We start from the raw sequence: 15,943 nt of genomic DNA, 5'->3' as shown, positions 1-15,943 counted from the left end.
GCGGGACGCGTCAGGTGCCCACGTACGCAGCGAGATGCTGTCCTGTGAGCGTGGCGCGCTGGGCGACCAGGTCGGCCGGCGTGCCCTCGAAGACCACGCGCCCGCCGTCGTGGCCGGCGCCGGGGCCCAGGTCGATGATCCAGTCCGCGTGCGCCATCACCGCCTGGTGGTGCTCGATGACGATGACCGACTTGCCCGCATCCACCAGCCGGTCGAGCAGGGCCAGCAGCTGCGCCACGTCGGCCAGGTGCAGGCCGGTGGTCGGCTCGTCGAGCACGTACACGCCGCCTTTCTCGGCCATGTGCGTGGCCAGCTTGAGCCGCTGGCGCTCGCCGCCCGACAGCGTGGTGAGCGGCTGGCCCAGGCTCAGGTAGCCCAGGCCCACGTCGGCCAGCCGTTGCAGGACGGCGTGCGCGGCCGGCGTGCGCGCCGGGCCCTCGCCGAAGAAGGCCGCGGCCTCGGTCACCGGCATCGCGAGCACCTCGCTGATGTCGCGCCCGCCGAAATGGTGTTCGAGCACCGAGGCGTGGAAGCGCTTGCCCTCGCACTCCTCGCAAATGGTGGCCACGCCGGCCATCATCGCCAGGTCGGTGTAGATCACGCCCGCGCCGTTGCAGGTGGGGCAGGCGCCCTCGGAGTTGGCGCTGAACAGCGCAGGCTTCACGCCGTTGGCTTTGGCGAAGGCGTTGCGGATCGGGTCGAGCAGGCCGGTGTAGGTGGCCGGGTTGCTGCGCCGCGAGCCGCGGATCGCGCCCTGGTCGACTGCCACCACGCCCGCACCAGCGGGGATCGATCCGTGCACCAGCGAGCTCTTGCCCGAGCCCGCCACGCCGGTCACGACCACCAGCACGCCCAGCGGAATGTCGACATCGACGTTGCGCAGGTTGTGCGCCTTGGCGCCGCGGATCGGCAATGCACCGGTGGGCTGGCGCAGCTTTTTCTTGAGCGCGGCCCGGTCGTCCAGGTGCCGGCCCGTGAGCGTGCCGCTGGTGCGCAGCGCTTCCACGCTGCCCTCGAAGCAGACCGTACCGCCCGCCGAGCCCGCGCCGGGGCCGAGGTCGACGACGTGGTCGGCGATGGCGATGGCCTCGGGCTTGTGTTCCACCACCAGCACCGTGTTGCCCTTGTCGCGCAGGCGCAGCAGCAGCTCGTTCATGCGCTGGATGTCGTGCGGGTGCAGGCCGATGGTGGGTTCGTCGAAGACGTAGGTCACGTCGGTGAGCGAGGAGCCCAGGTGGCGGATCATCTTCACGCGCTGCGCCTCGCCGCCCGAGAGCGTGCCCGAGGGACGGTCGAGGCTGAGGTACCCGAGGCCGATCTCGACGAAGGAATCGAGCGTGTGCGCCAGCTTGGCCAGCAGCGGTGCCACCGAGGGCTCGTTCAGGCCGCCGACCCACGCGGCGAGGTCGCTGATCTGCATCGCGCAGGCCTCGGCGATGTTGAGCTTCTTGATGCGCGACGAACGCGCCGCTTCGCTCAGCCGCGTGCCTTCGCATTCGGGGCAGGTGGTGAAGGTCACGGCCCGTTCGACGAAGGCGCGGATGTGCGGCTGCATCGCCTCGACGTCCTTGGCCAGGAACGACTTCTGCACCTGCGGAATGAGGCCCTGGTAGGTGAGGTTGATGCCGTCGATCTTGATCTTGGTCGGCTCCTTGTGGAGCAGGGCGTCGAGCTCTTTTTTCGTGAACTTGCGGATCGGCTTGTCGGGGTCGAAGAAGCCGCAGCCGTTGAAGATGCGCCCGTACCAGCCTTCCATGCTGAAGCCCGGGATGGTGAGCGCGCCTTCGTTGAGCGACTTGCTGTCGTCGTAGAAAGCCGTCAGATCGAAGTCGGTGACCGCGCCCCGGCCCTCGCAGCGCGGACACATGCCGCCGGTGCGGCTGAAGGTCTGCTTCACGGTCTTGCTGGCGCCACGCTCCACCGTGATGGCGCCGGTGGCCTTCACCGAGGGCACGTTGAACGCGAAGGCGCTGGGCGAGCCGATGTGCGGCTTGCCCAGGCGGCTGAACAGAATGCGCAGCATCGCGTTGGCGTCGGTCGCGGTGCCGACGGTGGAGCGCGGGTCGCCGCCCATGCGCTCCTGGTCCACGATGATCGCGGTGGTCAGGCCGTCGAGCACGTCGACCTCGGGCCGCGCCAGCGTCGGCATGAAGCCCTGCACGAAGGCACTGTAGGTCTCGTTGATGAGCCGCTGCGACTCGGCCGCGATGGTGCCGAACACCAGCGAACTCTTGCCCGAGCCCGAGACGCCCGTGAACACCGTGAGCCGCCGCTTGGGCAGCTCGACGCTGATGTCCTTCAGGTTGTTGACGCGCGCGCCCTGCACGCGGATGAGGTCGTGGTGGTCGGCGGCGTGCCTGTGCTGCGCGTCTTTCGGGGGCTTCGCGTCCTTCTTCGGGGCCTTGCTGCTCATCGGGTCTTTCTCTGGAAGGGACACGGGGCCGCCACGGCGGCGGCGCCCGTGCAGGAGGTCAGGGGGCTGCGGCGCCAGAGGCCGGCTCAGCGCGTCTGCTGGATGCGGATCAGGTTGCCCGCCGGGTCGCGCACCGCGCAGTCGCGCACGCCGTAGGGCTGATCGGTGGGCTCCTGCACGATCTCGGTGTTGCGGGCCTGCAGCCGTTCGAAGGTGCCGGCCAGGTCGGGCGTGGCCAGCAGCAGCGAGGCGAAGGTGCCCTTGGCCATCATCTCGGCGATCGTGCGGCGCTCGTCGTCGGTGAGCCCGGGCGTGGCGGCCGGCGGGTACAGCACGATGGAGGTGGCGGGCTGGCCGGCCGGGCCGACCGTGATCCAGTGCATGCCGCCATAGGCGACGTCGTTGCGCACTTCGAAGCCCAGGGTGTCGCGGTAGAAGGCCAGCGAGGCCTGCGCGTCGGTGTGCGGGAGAAAGCTCGAATGGATGCTGAGATTCATGGTGACGAGGGTCCGTGGTTGTGTCGGGCCGTCATGCTAGGTGCGAGGCGGGGTTTCGCGCTTCTCGATTCCTGATCGGGCGCGTCACTTGTTTGGCGATGCACGCCGGCATGCCCGCCGTCGCCTGCGCCGCTTCGCGCCGGTAGACGCCGGGCGACACGCCCACCAGCTCCGTGAAGCGCGTGGTGAAGGTGCCCAGCGAGGCGCAGCCGACCTCGAAGCAGACCTCGGTCACGCTCAGGTCGCCGCGGCGCAGCAGCGCCATCGCGCGCTCGATGCGCCGCGTCATCAGGTAGGCGTAGGGCGACTCGCCATAGGCCAGGCGGAACTGGCGGCTGAGGTGCCCGGCCGACATGTTCGCGTCGCGCGCGAGCGCTTCCACGTCCAGCGGCTGCGCGTGCTCGCGGTCGATGCGGTCGCGCACGCGGCGCAGCCGTGCGAGGTCGGGCAGGGAGGGCTGGGGCTGCGTGGCGGTCATCGGCGGGATCGTGCCACGTCGCTACGGCGTGCTCAAGCGCAGGCAAAGGTTCCACATCCGGTAACGAACTTCACACAAGCGCCCGCATCTGGACACCCGATGCGCACGCGGCGGGGCTTCAATACGGTACGGGCTCGCAGCAGGCGGGCCCGACCGTACAGCCCCACCCAAGGAGAACTCCGCATGACGAAAACACTCGCGCTTCTGCTGGCCGCCTCGGCCATCCTGGCTGGTTGCGTGGTCGCACCCTACGACCGGGGCCCGCCCCCGCGCGGCCATGGCTACGACCGCGACCGCGACGGCGTGCCCAACCGCTACGACCGTGACCGCGACAACGACGGCGTGCCCAATCGCTACGACCGTCGGCCGAACAACCCCTACCGCTACTGACACCGGGGCCGAGGGCCCTCAAAGAAAAAGACCGCGAGGCGCGCAGCCCCGCGGTCTTTTTTCTTTCTTGTGCGTGTGTGGATGTGATCAGGCGGCGCGGCGCGCCATCAGCGCCCACAGGCCGGCCGCGCTCAGCAGCGAGCCGCCCGCCAGGTGGAAGCGCCGCTGCGCGCGCGGCGAGGCGAGCAGCCGGCCGGCTGAACTCGCGAACACTGCGTAGAGCGTGGCATTGAGCGTGGCCAGCGCCACGAAGGTCAGCGCCAGCACCCACATCTGGTGCGACACGTCGGCGCCCGGGCGGATGAACTGCGGCAGGAAGGCCACGAAGAACACGATGCCCTTGGGGTTCAACGCCGTCACGAGGTAGGTGTTGGCGAACAGGCGCCAGCGCGAGGCCGGTGCCGCCGGCGCGGCGGTCTCGGTGGACGAGATGCCGGCGCGCAGCAGCTTGATGCCCAGGTACAGCAGGTACAGGCCGCCGACCCACTTCACCACCGTGAACCAGAAGGCCGAGGTGGCCAGCAGCGCGCCCAGGCCCAGCAGCGACACCACCAGCGCGGTCGAATCGCCCAGCGCCACGGCGGCCACCAGCGGCACGTTGGCGCGGCGGCCGTGCGACATCGAATAGCTGATCACCGTGAGGATGGTCGGCCCCGGAATGATCAACAGCAGCGCCGAAGTGGCGACGAAGGCGAGCCAGAGTTCGATGGGCATGGGGATGGATGCTCCTGGTGGTGTGGGAAGGGCGGTGCGCCGTTCAGCGCGGGAACGAAGTCTTTTTCATGCGTCCGAGGTCGAAGCAGGTGCGCCGAAACGCAGCGCAGACCGCGCCTTGGCACGCTCGGCCTCGATGGCCCGGTCACGCGGCTCGGCCGTGGTCACCAGCGAGTCGATCAGCCGCGTGGCCGTGGCGGCCACCTCGTCCACGGCGCGCTCGAAGGCCTGCTCGTTGGCGCGCGAGGGCACGCTGAAGCCGCTGAGCTTGCGCACGAACTGCAGGGCGGCGGCGCGGATCTCCTGCTCGGTGGCAGGGGGCTCGAAGTTGTAGAGGGTCTTGATGCTGCGGCACATGGCGAATGCTCCGGTCAGGCGCGGCGCAGGGGCCGCGCGGCCAGTCTAGCGAAACAGCGCCTGGTTGCGCAGCACCCGCCGGGCAAAGGCTACTTCAGGCTCAGGACACCCAGCCCCAACCCGATGACACCCAGCACGAAGCTCACGAGGCTGAGCTGCAGCGGGATGCGGTAGGCGGGATCGGGGTGGTCCCAGTGCGCGCGCAGCACCTCGAGCGCGGTGGCCCGGCGGATTTCCATCGCGCAACCGTGAAAGCCCTGCATGTTGATGCTGCTCTTGGGAATCTGCAGCGCGAGCCGGGTCTCGTAGTCGATCTCGATGCCGTCTTCGGGGAAGCCCGGGTCGCGGCCGATGCCCCGGATCATGCGACAGCAGCGCTTGCCGGCGTTCGTCTTCAGCACCACCCAGGCGTTGCGCCCGCCCAGCGGCGCGAGCCGCTGGTTGTGCACGCGGATCAGCGAGAAAGCCTCGTAGTCCGCCGGGTTGGTGAACGAGCGTTGTTGCGTGACGTGCAGTCCTGTGACCATGATTTCCTCCCTCTGTGAATGAACGCCGGTGCGCCTGCCGGAGAGCCCGTGCAGGCGTCGGTTTCGACGTTAATTCAGAAGCCGGGAGGCGCCCATTGGCGTTGCCATGGAGAGAACGATTCAATCGTCAACAATGGTGAAGCAGACGGGCGATCCGGTCGCGCGCCTGACTGGGCTCAGTCGCCGGCGTAGAAGAACTCTTCGCGCACGATCTTGCCGTCCTTGACGGTGTACAGCGCCATCTCTTCCATCGTGAAACGCTGGCCCGTGGGCTTCACGGTCACGTCGAAGCGAAAGCCGACGATGAAGCGGTCGTCGTGCGGCCAGGGGCCGGCCACCTGGAACGAATGCACCTCGTGGTTGGCCACCCACCATTCGCCCTTGGCGCGGATCTCCGACAGGCCCACCGATTCGCGCGACTGGCCGGGCGGCGCGCTGGCCTCGACGCTGACGGCCTCGGGCGCGTAGAGCGCCTGGGCTTCATCGAATGTCCCTGCTTTGCACAGCGCCACGAGCTTGGCGGCGATTTCCTGGGTGTTCATGCGTTTCTCCAGTGAGTTGGGGGGATGACGGGAGGCGCAGTGTAGGCCCGCGCACCGCGCGGCGTCGACAGGCGGTTAACCCACTGGCCCGTTGAGCGCGCGCAGGCTCTCGACGCCCTCCGGCGAGAGCCACAGCAGCGTGTTCAGGTAAGTCTCGATGCGGTCGACCAGCGCGCTGCGCGGGCCCTCGCGCCATTCGGTGGAACCGTAGAACGCCGCCTGCTCGGCCTCCAGCGCCTCGCGGCTTGCGTAGGCGCGCACGAGGTGGTAGCTCTCTTCCTCGTGGTCCGACCGGCCGTAGCCGACCACGTCCATGCCCTTGCTGCGCAGCATGGGCACCGCGCGTTCATGCATCGCGCGGTGGAAGTCGTCGAGGGTGCCGGGCTTGAGGCGGTAGGTGCGGATTTCGAGCAGGCGCTTCATGGGGATGGACGGCAGGGTTCATGCGGGAATGCGCAGTGCTTCGACGTCGTGCAGCCGCGCGCTGAAGTCGTCCTTGTAGCCGCAGTCGCCCGTGCAGGCCAGCGCGATCTTCACAGTGCCTGCGACCACCCGCGTGCCGCCTTACCCCTGCATGGCCGTGTTCCAGCGGCGTTGCATCTCCTGCGGGCTGACTTCTTCGAGGCGCGAGGCCACATGCCAGCGGTGGCCGAACGGGTCGAGCAGCATGCCCGACCTGTCGCCGAAGAACTCGTCCTTGGCGGCGCGCATGACCGTGGCGCCGGCTTCCTCGGCCAGGGCCAGCGTGGCATCGACGTCCGCGACGTACAGGTGGATCGACACCGGCGTGCCGCCCACGCGCGCCGGGCCCAGCGCGCCGAAGTCGGGGTACTCGTCGGCCAGCAGCAACTTGGCATCGCCGATGCGCAGTTCGGCATGCCCGACCTTGCCGCCGGGCTCCGCGAGCCGGAACAGCTCTTCGGCGCCGAACACGCGGCGGTAGAAATCGATCGCGCCGGGTGCGTCGGCAACAATGAGGTAGGGCGCCAGGCATTGCGCCGGAACGGGAAGAAAAGTACGCATGGGCAGGGTGTCCTTGTGGGTCTAGAATTTAATTACGTTACGCATCGTTCCATAAATGAAACCTGTTGTCAAAGAGACGCCGGAAGTTGCCGCGCCTGCGGCCGCCCGTGGTCGGCCGCGCAACCTGCAATTGCGCCAGGCCGTGCTCGACGCGGCGCGCGAACTGCTGTCGCAGGTCGGGCCGTCGGGCGTGACGATGGAGGCGGTGGCGGCGAAGGCGGGCGTCGGCAAGCCGACGGTCTACCGGTGGTGGCCGAACCGGCACGCGGTGACCATGGATGCGCTGATGGCGTCGACCGCGCAGGAAAAGAAGAAGCCGACGCGCGCCGCGACGTCAGCGCTGCATGCGCTGTCGCAGCAACTGGACACGGTGGTGCGCACGCTGTCGTCGCACATGGGGCGCAACATCACGACGATCATCGCGGCCGCGGACCCCGACACCGAGCTGTCGAAGGCCTTTCGCAATCACTTCATCCTGTCGCGCCGCGACGAAGGGCGGGTGCTGTTGCAGCAAGCGGCCGAGGCGGGCGAGATCCGGCCGGATGCCGACCTCGAGATCGTGCTCGACCAGATCTACGGGCCGTTGTTCTTCAGGCTGCTGATGGGGCACGCGCCGCTCGACGCGGGCTTTGTCGAGGGACTGATCGACAGCCTGCTCGTCGGGCTTGGCACGGGCCCCGCGAGCGGCAAGCGCAAGCCCGCGGTGCCTGGCGCCGCCACGCGTGCGTCACGGAGCAAGGCGGCCTGAGTCGGTGTTCACGGGGGCGGTGGGCGGCGGGTGCCGAAGACGTACTGCGCGACCCATTCCGCCTGTTCCGATGTATCGGGCATGTCGACGCCCCGAGAGCGGCTCAGCAGGCGGAAGATGTTCTGGCCCGGAACGCCGAGCCCGTGCAGCAGGCTGCCCGCGATGAGGCCCGTGCGGCCGATGCCTGCGCGGCAGTGGATGGCGATGGCCTTGCCGCTCGCCAGTTCGGCGCCCAGTTCGGCAATGAGGGCCGCCGCGTCCCGCTGCGATGCCGGGATGCCGCGGTCCGGAATCGGGAAATGCCGGAACACGATGCCATGTTCGGCGCACAGCGCAGGCTCTTCCTGCAGCTCGAGCGCCCTGATTTCCTGCGCCTCGAGCAGGGAGACCACGATGTCCAGCGAGGCACGCTGCCAGGCCGCAACCTCCTCGCGCAGCTGGTCACCGCCGCGCGGGCGTGCCATCAGGCCCAGCCGATGCGGCGGTATGTCGCGGACCCAGTGGATGGTGGTCTCGAACATGGTCTGCGGACCTTACAGCCGATCGATCAGCCGCATCGCCCTCAGGTGAAAACGATCGCCGTCTTGTGCGCGATGCTCAGCCGCGCCGATTCGTACAGCAGCAGCCACGATTCGATTTCCCGGTAGAGGCCTTCGTCCTCTCCCATGCTGTCGGCGATCCGCGCGGCTTCCTCGTCCGACAGCTCGCCGTCCGAGAGCGTGATGCCGAGGGCAGGAGCGACCAGCACCAGTTCCTCGAGCAGGCGGTACGACGAGCCGAGCATGCCGCCGGGCAGGTCGGTCTCGTCTTCCTCGGCAAAGATCACCTCCTGGAAGTCGACCGGCAGATAGAAGCCTTCCGCGTCGGAGTGGCACAGCAGGTGGCTTTCGAACATGTGGGCCACGTCTTCGAGCGTCTCGTCTTCCGTGGGATCGGTGTCTTCCGGCAGCGGTGTCGCGATCCAGCCAGGGGTCGTCACGCGGTGCGCGTAGGCACGGCGCAGGTAGTGGATGAACGAGTAGGGCAGGCCGTCGAGCGGCGCGCGGGATTCGAGCGGCGGCAAGGTGCGAGGCTCGATGTGCGGCGGCAGCCCCGCTTCGGCGAGCTTGCGGTTCGCGGCGGCGAAATCTGCCTCGAAGTGTTCGACGCTCTCGGGATCGTTTTTGATCAGGTCGGCGAGGATGCCGACGCAAATGGCCAGGCCCATGGGGTTCTCCTAGTGGTTCACGCGATGGTGATGAGCGCAGATGAAGGCGGGATGACCGGCGGGTTTCAGTTCCCGCCGGTCATCTGCTGCACTTGGCCTTCGCCCTGATGGGCGTCGGAATGCCTACTGGAGTACGCAGGACCAGTCTGCGGCTGGCGTGTTGGCTGCGACGTAGTTCTTCACCGTGACGACGGGTGCGACGTAAAGATCGGCTTGGCGCGAAACCAGGTAGTCGGCGATCTGCGTGTAGGCCGACTGGCTGACCGAGTAGCCGTCACCGGTGTCGCCCAGCGAATGGAAGACGAGGACGGTCCAGGTGCCCTTGGCAATGCCGTTGTCGATCGCCTGCTTGGCGGTGCTGACTGCGATCGCGTCGCTTCCCGCGATCGAAAGTCCGCTGATGTTGAAGCGGCGCCGAACCACGGCGCCCGGCTGGTTTTCTCCGGAGCCCAACCCGCGCGCGCCTGTGACCGACGAGGCCAGCAGGCCCGCATATTCGCAGGCACCGACCTGTGTGCTTTGACCGCTCGCCTGAGACCCGACCACGTAGTTGCCTTGCGGGTACGCGTAGGTGTGATCGGCGGGCGTCATGCCGTAGATGTTGCTCAAGAGCCACCATTCCATGCTGCCGACTTCACCGGCGACTTCCTGCCACGTCTTCGTTGCCAGGATCTGGTCGCTCCAGTGGGTGTACGAGTGGTTTCCCACCTCATGCCCGCGCTGGTAGACCTGTGCCCATTGCCCCGCATTGGCCGGGACCGAGGACAAGCCCATCGCGGTCAGATAGAAGGTCCCTTTGAGTCCTCTGGCATCCAGGATGGCTGCCTGCGTGAGTTGGCTGGGCCATCCATCATCGGCCGTGATGCTGACGGCGCTCTTCTTGTTCGCCGGCCATTGGAACGCCATCGCAGTGCCGGAGAAAAGAACGGCCAGCGCGAGCAGCGATTTGACGGGGACTTTCATTCTCAGAACCTTTCAACAGAGGATTGATTCCTCAGGGACACGAACTGGCGGACGACCTGAGGACCCCTCTGGATTTCTTGCTTCTTGAGCCTCACTTCGCCGCCTCCACCTTCACCCGCGCATTCGGCGTCTCGCCGAACATCTCGGGTGCGTACATCGCTTCCACGCGGCTGGGCGGCAGCGCGAAGTCGCCGACGTTGTTCAGGCGCACGGTGTACTCCAGCTTCATCACGCCCTTGGCCATGTAAGCGTAGTAGCTGCGGAACGCCTCGAAGCTGCGTTCCTCGAACGCTGGCAAGGAACCGCTCCTCTTCTCGCCCTGTGCGGCGATCTCCGAGTCGCGGCCCAGGCCGCTGCCCAGGATGGTGGCGCCGCCCGGGATCGGGTCGCTGATCACGACCCAGGTCATGTCGGTGCTGGCGTTGACCTCGATGTTCACGCGCAGCACGTCGCCGCGCGTGTACTTGCCGGCCACGGCCTGCTCGACCGGCGTGATGGTCTTCTTGAGCGCGTAGCCCGCCGCGAACGGCGCCTTCAGCTGCACGGCGGCCAGCGACTGCAGCGTGAACCACGGCTTGCCGGTGCCTTGCTGCGTCACCAGCAGCGTGTCGCGCACGGGCGCACCCGTGGGCGATGCGGCCCACGGCAGGAACATGGTGTTGTTGCGCAGGTTGCCCGGCGAAGCGGGCGCGCCGAACATGGTGGTCTGGTTCGGCGCGCCGGTCGGGTCGCTGGCCTTCACGCGCTCCACCTTGCTCCAGTCGACCTGCGCCTTCACCGCGCCCAGCGTGGCGGCGGTGACGCCGGCCACCGGCGTGCTCTCGAACACCTTGCTGAACTTCTCCAGCGCCAGCCCGCCCCACAGGTTGGCGGTGGTGGTGTGCCAGGCGCCGTTCTGCTGGCGGCCGATGAAGCCGTTGGCGAGCTTGCCGATGTCGTCCTTCCAGGCCGGGTCGTCCATCACCGTGAGCAGCAGGCGCGCGGTGTTGACGTCGCCGTTGGTCATGAGCCACCACCAGTAGTCGTCCTGCTCGGTGCTGAAGATGAGCTTGGTGCCCTGGTACGACAGGCGTGCCTTCAGCACGTTGTTGGCTTCGTCCAGGCGCTGCTGGCGCTGCGGCACGTCGTTCACGCGCTTCAGGATATTGAGCCAGTCGATCACCGCGCTGGTGGGCCACTGGTTCGGCGCGATGGTGATGCTGCCGAGCATGCTGCCCTTGGCCTTGCCGTAGCGCGAGAGCGCTTCGAGCGCGGCGAGCTTGCGCACGTCCAGGTCCTTGCGCGGGCTCCAGAAGTCGCGCGTGACGCGGCCTTCGACGAACGCGATCAGGCCCGATTCCATCGGTGCGCGCGCGTCGTCGGCGAGCGCGAAGGCCGGGTTGAGCTGGGCCGCTTCGTGCGTGGCCGCGAGCAGGTACGACGTGAGGATGTCGCTGCCTCGGTTGGCTTCACCGTCGCGCGGCGGGAAGTAGTTGGCGAGGCCGTCGCTGTCCAGGTAGGTCGGCAACGTGGCCAGCACGCCCTGCCACATCTTCGGGTCGCGCAGGCCGACCGACTTGCTGGTCTTCTGTTCGAGGCAGCTGAAGGGGTAGTTGGCGAACCAGTCGCGCACGCCCGGCAGGCCTTCGGCCAGCTTGGGTTGCAGCGACAACTTCAGGCCGCCGCGGCCGGGCAGGGCGTCGGCGGGCGGCGCCACGTCGAGCGTGAACGGCCCGTCGATCTGCACCAGCGTGGCCTGCTGCACCGTGAGCGGCACGGCGGGCACGATGCGCTGGCGCACCTTGAGTGCGTCGCGCGCGCCGCCGACCGTGTCTTTCGCCTCGATCTCCCACAGGATCGCTTCGGTGCGCGTCTGCGCGAGCTGCGCGGGCGCGGTCACGTTCCAGGCCACTTCACGCGATTCGCCGGCCGGAATGTCCACGGTCTGCGTTTCGAGCGTGAGCAGCGTGGCGCGCGGCGTGGCTTCCACCTTCATCGGCTTCTGCGTGGTGTTGCGCAAGGTGATCTGCGCGCGGAACTGGTCGTCCTCGCGCACCAGCGGCGGCAGGCCGCTGATGACCTGCAGGTCTTGCGTGGCCTGGATGCTGGCCTGGCCGGTGCCGAACAGGCTGGTGCCCGCATCGGCCACAGCCACGATCTTGAAGGTGGTGAGCGCGTCGTTGAGCGGCACCGTCACCACGGCCTGGCCGTTGGCATCGAGCACGATCTTCGGGTTCCACACGAGCAGGGTGTCGAGCAGTTCGCGCGTCTGGCCCTTGCCGCCGCCGCCGCCCGCGGGCACGGCCTTGCGACCGTAGTGGCGCCGGCCGACGATTTCCATCTGCGCGGTGGAGGTGCTTACGCCCCAGCTGCGTCGCTGCAGCATCGCGTTGAGCAGGTTCCAGCTGTCGTTGGGCATGAGCTCCAAGAGCGCCTGGTCGACCGCGGCCAGCGCCACTTCGGCGCCGGCGGCCGGCTTGCCGTCGGGCAGCTTGGCGGTGATGGTGACCTGCGCCTTGCTGCGGATCGGGTAGCTGGGCTTGTCGCTGGTGACGGTCACGTCGAGCTGGTGCGCGCGCGTGCCGACGCGGATCTCGGCCATGCCCAGGCGGTAGGCGGGCTTGCTCAGGTCGACCATGGCGGTGGGCGCGACGTATTCCTTGCCCTCGTACCAGAAGGCGGTCCACCACTCGCGCGGCGCCTTGAAGCCCCAGGTGAAGAAGCTGTACCACGGCACTTCGCGCAGTCGCCCGCGCAGCGCGAGCACGCTGATGTAGGCGTTCGGGCCCCATTCGGGCTTGACCTGCAGCGAGACGGTCGGGTCCTTGCCGTCGAGCTGCACCACGTGCGTCTCGATGATGCCTTCGCGTTCCACGGCCACCAGTGCGGTCGCAAAGCGGAACGGGCTGCGCACCTGGAACTTGGCGACTTCGCCGGGCTGGTAGCTCTTCTTCTCGGGCAGCACGTCGATGCGGTCGTTGTCTTCGCCGCCGAACCACAGTTCGCCCTGCTTGGTCACGTAGACCGAACTCACGGCGCTGGCGCTGCGGCCCTCGCTGTCGGTGGCGCTGGCCACCAGCTCGACCTCGCCCGCTTCCTTCAACTCCGACTCGCACAGCAGCAGGCCGCGCGAGTCGCTCTTGCCGGAGCAGACGGTGCCGATGTCCTTGGTCTCGGTCTTGTTGTCGTAGGTGTAGAAGCCGCCCACCATGCGCTTGCGGCTGGTGGTGGTGATGCGCGCCACGGCGCGCACGTTGAGCGTCACGCCGGCCTGGGGCTTGCCCGTGAGGTCGAGCGCGAGCGCCTGGAACTTGAGCTTCTGGCTGGTCGAGACCCAGCCCTCGGTCTTGATGCCGGCGATGACCGACGCGGGCCACAGCGTCTGCGTGCTGCGGATGGTCTGCACCTCGCCGTTCGGGTCGGCATAGGTGGCTTCGAGCAGCAGCTCGCGCGCGGCCTTCACCTTGGGCACCTTGTCGATCGTGACCTTGCCGGCGCCGTCCTTGTTCAGCGTGAGCGGCAGCTTGTCGGCGATCACGCGGGTGTCGTTCACGCTGTTGAGGTCTTCCTCGCCGGCGCCCGTGTCGGCGGCGGTGGCGGCTTCGCTGCCGTCGCCCGAAGCGCGCGGCGGGTTGAAGCTGAAGGCGTCGTAGTCGGAAAAGCTCAGGCTCTTGCCGCGCACCATGGCCGACACGCGCACCGGCAGGTTGGCGGCGCCGCCGCCGGCCACGTAGTTGATCTGCACGTCGGTGGGCACGCTCGTGGCGGCCACCAGCGGTTTTTTCTCGGTGGGCGCGATGCGGCCTTCGAGCACCGGCAGGCGGAACTCCTCGACGCGGAACATGCCGGTCGAGAAGGTGCGGTTGATGCCTTCGTCGCTGGTGCCGTCGCCGGTGCGCAGCTCGACCTGGTACACGCCGAGCTTGGCGGCCGGCGGAATGGCCAGGCTGTTCTCGGCGCTCAGGCCGCCGGTGGCGGTCTTGCGCCAGACCAGCGGCTGGGTGAAGCGCTGGCCGCTGCCCATGTGGGTGATGACCAGCGTGTCGGGCCGGTCTGCCGGCAGGCCGAAGCCCTTGCTGGTCTGCGTGCGCAGCAGGCTCTTCATCGACACGGTTTCACCGGCGCGCAGCAGCGTGCGGTCGAAGATGGTGTGGGCGATGCCGTCGGGGCGCACGTCCAGGCTGGTGGGCACGTTGAAGCGCCAGGGTTCGATGCCGCGCTGCCAGTCGCTCCAGGTGAAGGCGAGGTCTTCCACGCCCTTGTCGTCCTTGGCGCGCGCGCTCACGAACCAGGCGCTGGTCTCGTACTCGTTCGGGCCGTTGCAGCTCGGTGCGTCGGGCGACACGCCGTTGAGCATCACGATGCCGCTGGCGTCGGTGGTGCCGGTGGCCACGGCCTTGCCGTCGCAGCTGGACACGCGCACCTCGGCGCCCGCCACCACCTTGCCTTTGTCGAGCGTGGTGACCCAGGCCATCGAGTTCTCGCGGCCCAGCTTGAAGTGCACGGCCAGGTTGGTGGCCAGTGCGGTGGTGCGCACGTACATCGTGCGACCGGCCTTGTAGCGCTCGTCGAGCAGGGCTTCGCCGAGTTTCTGCGAAGCGATCTCCAGCACGTGGAAGCCCGGCGTCAGCGGGATGCCGATGACCTCGAAGGGGCGCGGGTCGCCGCTCTCGGCCTTGGGCATGTCCAGCGCCTTCACGCCCGGCTGGCCGCCGAGCAGCGACAGCATGCGGGTCTGCACGTGCGAGCGCTCGTTCTTGTCGATCACCGGGGGCAGGGCGCCCTTGACGTCGCGGCGTGCGTCGTCGCGGCTGACGGAGTAGCTGTCGTAGCGGCGCACCTTGCGGTACCACGCGATGATCTCGGCGTCGGTCTTGGGGTTGAGGTCGCTCACCTTGCCGGGCGTGAGCGCCTGCACCATGAGCTGCGGCTCCACGCGACGCACCGTGACCGGCATCATGGCCGGGGTGTCGGGTTCGGCCAGCCGCTCGATCACGCCGAAGGGCGAGGCCGCGAACTTGGCCAGCGGCGGCATCGCGCCGGTCGCCACCTTCAGCGGAAAGCTGCCGGGCGTGCCCAGCGGGCGGCCCGAGGCGTCCTGGAAGCCGGAGGGCAGCTCGATGCTGAACTGCGCGCTCTCGGCCAGCGGCGGGCCGAAGCTCGCGCTGCTGACCACGTCGTCGTCGTTCTGCGAGCCGCCGTCGTTCTCCAGCTTGGCCTTGATCGTCTTGCCGTCGCCCTTGAGCTCGATCTGCGAGGCCACCTTGCGCGTCACCGGCGCGTTGAACTGCAGCTGCATCGGGCGCAGCGGCAGGCAGGCGGCCTGCGCGTTCTCGCGCTCGCAGCTGAACGACACCGCGAAGGGCTCGCGCACCTGGTAATCGAAACGGCGTTCCGTGGCGTTGGCCACACCCGACGGCGTGGCCACGCCCTTGCCATAGACGACCTGCACCTTGGCGCCCGGCGTGAGCGTGCGGTTGCACTGCATCGTGATGAAGCGCAGCGGGTCTTTCGCGGCTTCCTTCTCGCGGTGGAAGGCTTTGAGCAGTCCGGTGCGCGCCTCGCCTTCAAGCAGCTTGGCCGGAATGCGTTCGCCGACACCGTCGGCCGCGCACCAGACGTTCTGGCGCACGCTCTCGATCGTGGCCGCGCCGTTGAGCTCGAGCAGGAACATCTGCTGTTCGTCGATGCGCTCGAAGGTGCTCGGCAACTGGTTGCGCACGAACGGGCCGCCGCTATTGAATTGATAGCGTTCAGGGCCGGTCAGCTCGCCGCCGCCGGCCGGCTTGAAGGTGGGAATGCGGGTGACCGAGCAGCGCACGCCGGGCGGCAGGTCGTTCTCGAAGTCGTAGACCCAGGCCTTGGCGTCGGTCCAGCGGCCGGTGCCCTTGCCGGCCTGCGCGTCGGAGCAGCTCACGGTGAGCGGCGCGGGCGCCTTGGGGTCGCCGAAGTTGACCGCCGCCTGATCGAATTTGGCGACGACCTGGCGCACGCGCGCCACTTCGCCCTGCGGGGTCAGGCTGGTGATCTGAAGTGCATGGCCCGGGCCTGCCGCGAGGGTGCCGGCGGCCAGTAGCAATGTCGGAATGAAACGGTTCACGGAAT

The 15,943-nt window shown here is 68.3% G+C and carries 15 protein-coding genes; 2 read left to right on the top strand and 13 right to left on the bottom strand.

Annotated elements, in window-relative coordinates:
* Positions 1-10: 10 nt before the first annotated feature.
* The 3 genes from AC07Q9_RS25375 to AC07Q9_RS25365 all read right to left on the bottom strand — a co-directional run bounded on the left by AC07Q9_RS25375 (position 11) and on the right by AC07Q9_RS25365 (position 3,388).
* Positions 11-2,413, bottom strand: a complete 2,403-nt coding sequence (locus AC07Q9_RS25375) for an ATP-binding cassette domain-containing protein (RefSeq protein WP_495312198.1) — start codon at positions 2,411-2,413, stop codon at positions 11-13.
* A gap of 86 nt (positions 2,414-2,499) precedes the next feature.
* The gene (locus AC07Q9_RS25370; protein WP_489057903.1) at positions 2,500-2,910 is read right to left on the bottom strand and encodes a VOC family protein; all 411 of its coding nucleotides are present in this window, start codon (positions 2,908-2,910) and stop codon (positions 2,500-2,502) included.
* Positions 2,911-2,941: 31 nt separating this feature from the next.
* Complete coding sequence (locus tag AC07Q9_RS25365) at positions 2,942-3,388, bottom strand: helix-turn-helix transcriptional regulator (protein ID WP_369629846.1); 447 nt, start codon at positions 3,386-3,388, stop codon at positions 2,942-2,944.
* Positions 3,389-3,571: 183 nt separating this feature from the next.
* Between AC07Q9_RS25365 and AC07Q9_RS25360 the strand changes: the two genes are divergently transcribed.
* On the top strand, positions 3,572-3,778 hold the full coding sequence (locus tag AC07Q9_RS25360) for a hypothetical protein (protein ID WP_062474353.1): 207 nt from the start codon (positions 3,572-3,574) through the stop codon (positions 3,776-3,778).
* An 87-nt stretch (positions 3,779-3,865) separates the two neighbouring features.
* Here AC07Q9_RS25360 and AC07Q9_RS25355 read toward each other — a convergent pair whose 3' ends face one another.
* The 6 genes from AC07Q9_RS25355 to AC07Q9_RS25330 form a co-directional block, all read right to left on the bottom strand.
* Positions 3,866-4,492: a LysE family translocator gene (locus tag AC07Q9_RS25355; protein ID WP_495312197.1), complete on the bottom strand. Its 627-nt coding sequence runs from the start codon at positions 4,490-4,492 to the stop codon at positions 3,866-3,868.
* A 66-nt stretch (positions 4,493-4,558) separates the two neighbouring features.
* Entirely contained in the window at positions 4,559-4,849 is a 291-nt protein-coding gene (locus AC07Q9_RS25350; RefSeq protein ID WP_307637471.1) for a DUF2277 domain-containing protein, read from the bottom strand.
* A gap of 89 nt (positions 4,850-4,938) precedes the next feature.
* A complete protein-coding gene (locus AC07Q9_RS25345) occupies positions 4,939-5,376 on the bottom strand; it encodes a hypothetical protein (protein WP_307694858.1) in 438 nt (145 codons plus the stop codon).
* Positions 5,377-5,552: 176 nt separating this feature from the next.
* A complete protein-coding gene (locus AC07Q9_RS25340; protein WP_495312196.1) occupies positions 5,553-5,918 on the bottom strand; it encodes a SnoaL-like domain-containing protein in 366 nt (121 codons plus the stop codon).
* 75 nt (positions 5,919-5,993) lie between these two features.
* Positions 5,994-6,341, bottom strand: a complete 348-nt coding sequence (locus tag AC07Q9_RS25335; protein WP_495312195.1) for an NIPSNAP family protein — start codon at positions 6,339-6,341, stop codon at positions 5,994-5,996.
* Between the two features lie 141 nt (positions 6,342-6,482).
* Positions 6,483-6,941, bottom strand: a complete 459-nt coding sequence (locus AC07Q9_RS25330; RefSeq protein WP_495312194.1) for a VOC family protein — start codon at positions 6,939-6,941, stop codon at positions 6,483-6,485.
* A gap of 55 nt (positions 6,942-6,996) precedes the next feature.
* Between AC07Q9_RS25330 and AC07Q9_RS25325 the strand changes: the two genes are divergently transcribed.
* Complete coding sequence (locus AC07Q9_RS25325; RefSeq protein ID WP_495312193.1) at positions 6,997-7,689, top strand: TetR/AcrR family transcriptional regulator; 693 nt, start codon at positions 6,997-6,999, stop codon at positions 7,687-7,689.
* A gap of 8 nt (positions 7,690-7,697) precedes the next feature.
* Here AC07Q9_RS25325 and AC07Q9_RS25320 read toward each other — a convergent pair whose 3' ends face one another.
* The 4 genes from AC07Q9_RS25320 to AC07Q9_RS25305 form a co-directional block, all read right to left on the bottom strand.
* A complete protein-coding gene (locus AC07Q9_RS25320) occupies positions 7,698-8,210 on the bottom strand; it encodes a phosphatase domain-containing putative toxin (protein WP_495312192.1) in 513 nt (170 codons plus the stop codon).
* A gap of 41 nt (positions 8,211-8,251) precedes the next feature.
* Positions 8,252-8,896, bottom strand: a complete 645-nt coding sequence (locus AC07Q9_RS25315; protein WP_495312191.1) for a putative DNA-mimic protein — start codon at positions 8,894-8,896, stop codon at positions 8,252-8,254.
* A 123-nt stretch (positions 8,897-9,019) separates the two neighbouring features.
* The gene (locus AC07Q9_RS25310; protein WP_495312190.1) at positions 9,020-9,859 is read right to left on the bottom strand and encodes a polysaccharide deacetylase family protein; all 840 of its coding nucleotides are present in this window, start codon (positions 9,857-9,859) and stop codon (positions 9,020-9,022) included.
* Positions 9,860-9,950: 91 nt separating this feature from the next.
* Positions 9,951-15,938, bottom strand: coding sequence for an alpha-2-macroglobulin family protein (locus tag AC07Q9_RS25305; RefSeq protein WP_495312189.1), 5,988 nt, complete (start codon positions 15,936-15,938; stop codon positions 9,951-9,953).
* Between the last annotated feature and the right edge of the window lie 5 nt (positions 15,939-15,943).

This window comes from Variovorax sp. GW821-FHT09A10 (assembly GCF_059418385.1).
The sequence above is the reverse complement of the archived record's forward strand: the minus strand, read 5'-3'. Positions and strand labels throughout refer to the sequence as shown.

What these genes read in the sequence shown, in the direction of transcription:
- AC07Q9_RS25360 (WP_062474353.1), top strand. Translation starts at nt 3,572, where the DNA reads ATGACGAAAACACTCGCGCTTCTGCTGGCCGCCTCGGCCATCCTGGCT.
- AC07Q9_RS25315 (WP_495312191.1), bottom strand. Translation starts at nt 8,896, where the DNA reads ATGGGCCTGGCCATTTGCGTCGGCATCCTCGCCGACCTGATCAAAAAC.
- AC07Q9_RS25335 (WP_495312195.1), bottom strand. Translation starts at nt 6,341, where the DNA reads ATGAAGCGCCTGCTCGAAATCCGCACCTACCGCCTCAAGCCCGGCACC.
- AC07Q9_RS25370 (WP_489057903.1), bottom strand. Translation starts at nt 2,910, where the DNA reads ATGAATCTCAGCATCCATTCGAGCTTTCTCCCGCACACCGACGCGCAG.
- AC07Q9_RS25375 (WP_495312198.1), bottom strand. Translation starts at nt 2,413, where the DNA reads ATGAGCAGCAAGGCCCCGAAGAAGGACGCGAAGCCCCCGAAAGACGCG.
- AC07Q9_RS25345 (WP_307694858.1), bottom strand. Translation starts at nt 5,376, where the DNA reads ATGGTCACAGGACTGCACGTCACGCAACAACGCTCGTTCACCAACCCG.
- AC07Q9_RS25320 (WP_495312192.1), bottom strand. Translation starts at nt 8,210, where the DNA reads ATGTTCGAGACCACCATCCACTGGGTCCGCGACATACCGCCGCATCGG.
- AC07Q9_RS25340 (WP_495312196.1), bottom strand. Translation starts at nt 5,918, where the DNA reads ATGAACACCCAGGAAATCGCCGCCAAGCTCGTGGCGCTGTGCAAAGCA.
- AC07Q9_RS25350 (WP_307637471.1), bottom strand. Translation starts at nt 4,849, where the DNA reads ATGTGCCGCAGCATCAAGACCCTCTACAACTTCGAGCCCCCTGCCACC.
- AC07Q9_RS25310 (WP_495312190.1), bottom strand. Translation starts at nt 9,859, where the DNA reads ATGAAAGTCCCCGTCAAATCGCTGCTCGCGCTGGCCGTTCTTTTCTCC.
- AC07Q9_RS25325 (WP_495312193.1), top strand. Translation starts at nt 6,997, where the DNA reads ATGAAACCTGTTGTCAAAGAGACGCCGGAAGTTGCCGCGCCTGCGGCC.
- AC07Q9_RS25365 (WP_369629846.1), bottom strand. Translation starts at nt 3,388, where the DNA reads ATGACCGCCACGCAGCCCCAGCCCTCCCTGCCCGACCTCGCACGGCTG.
- AC07Q9_RS25355 (WP_495312197.1), bottom strand. Translation starts at nt 4,492, where the DNA reads ATGCCCATCGAACTCTGGCTCGCCTTCGTCGCCACTTCGGCGCTGCTG.
- AC07Q9_RS25330 (WP_495312194.1), bottom strand. Translation starts at nt 6,941, where the DNA reads ATGCGTACTTTTCTTCCCGTTCCGGCGCAATGCCTGGCGCCCTACCTC.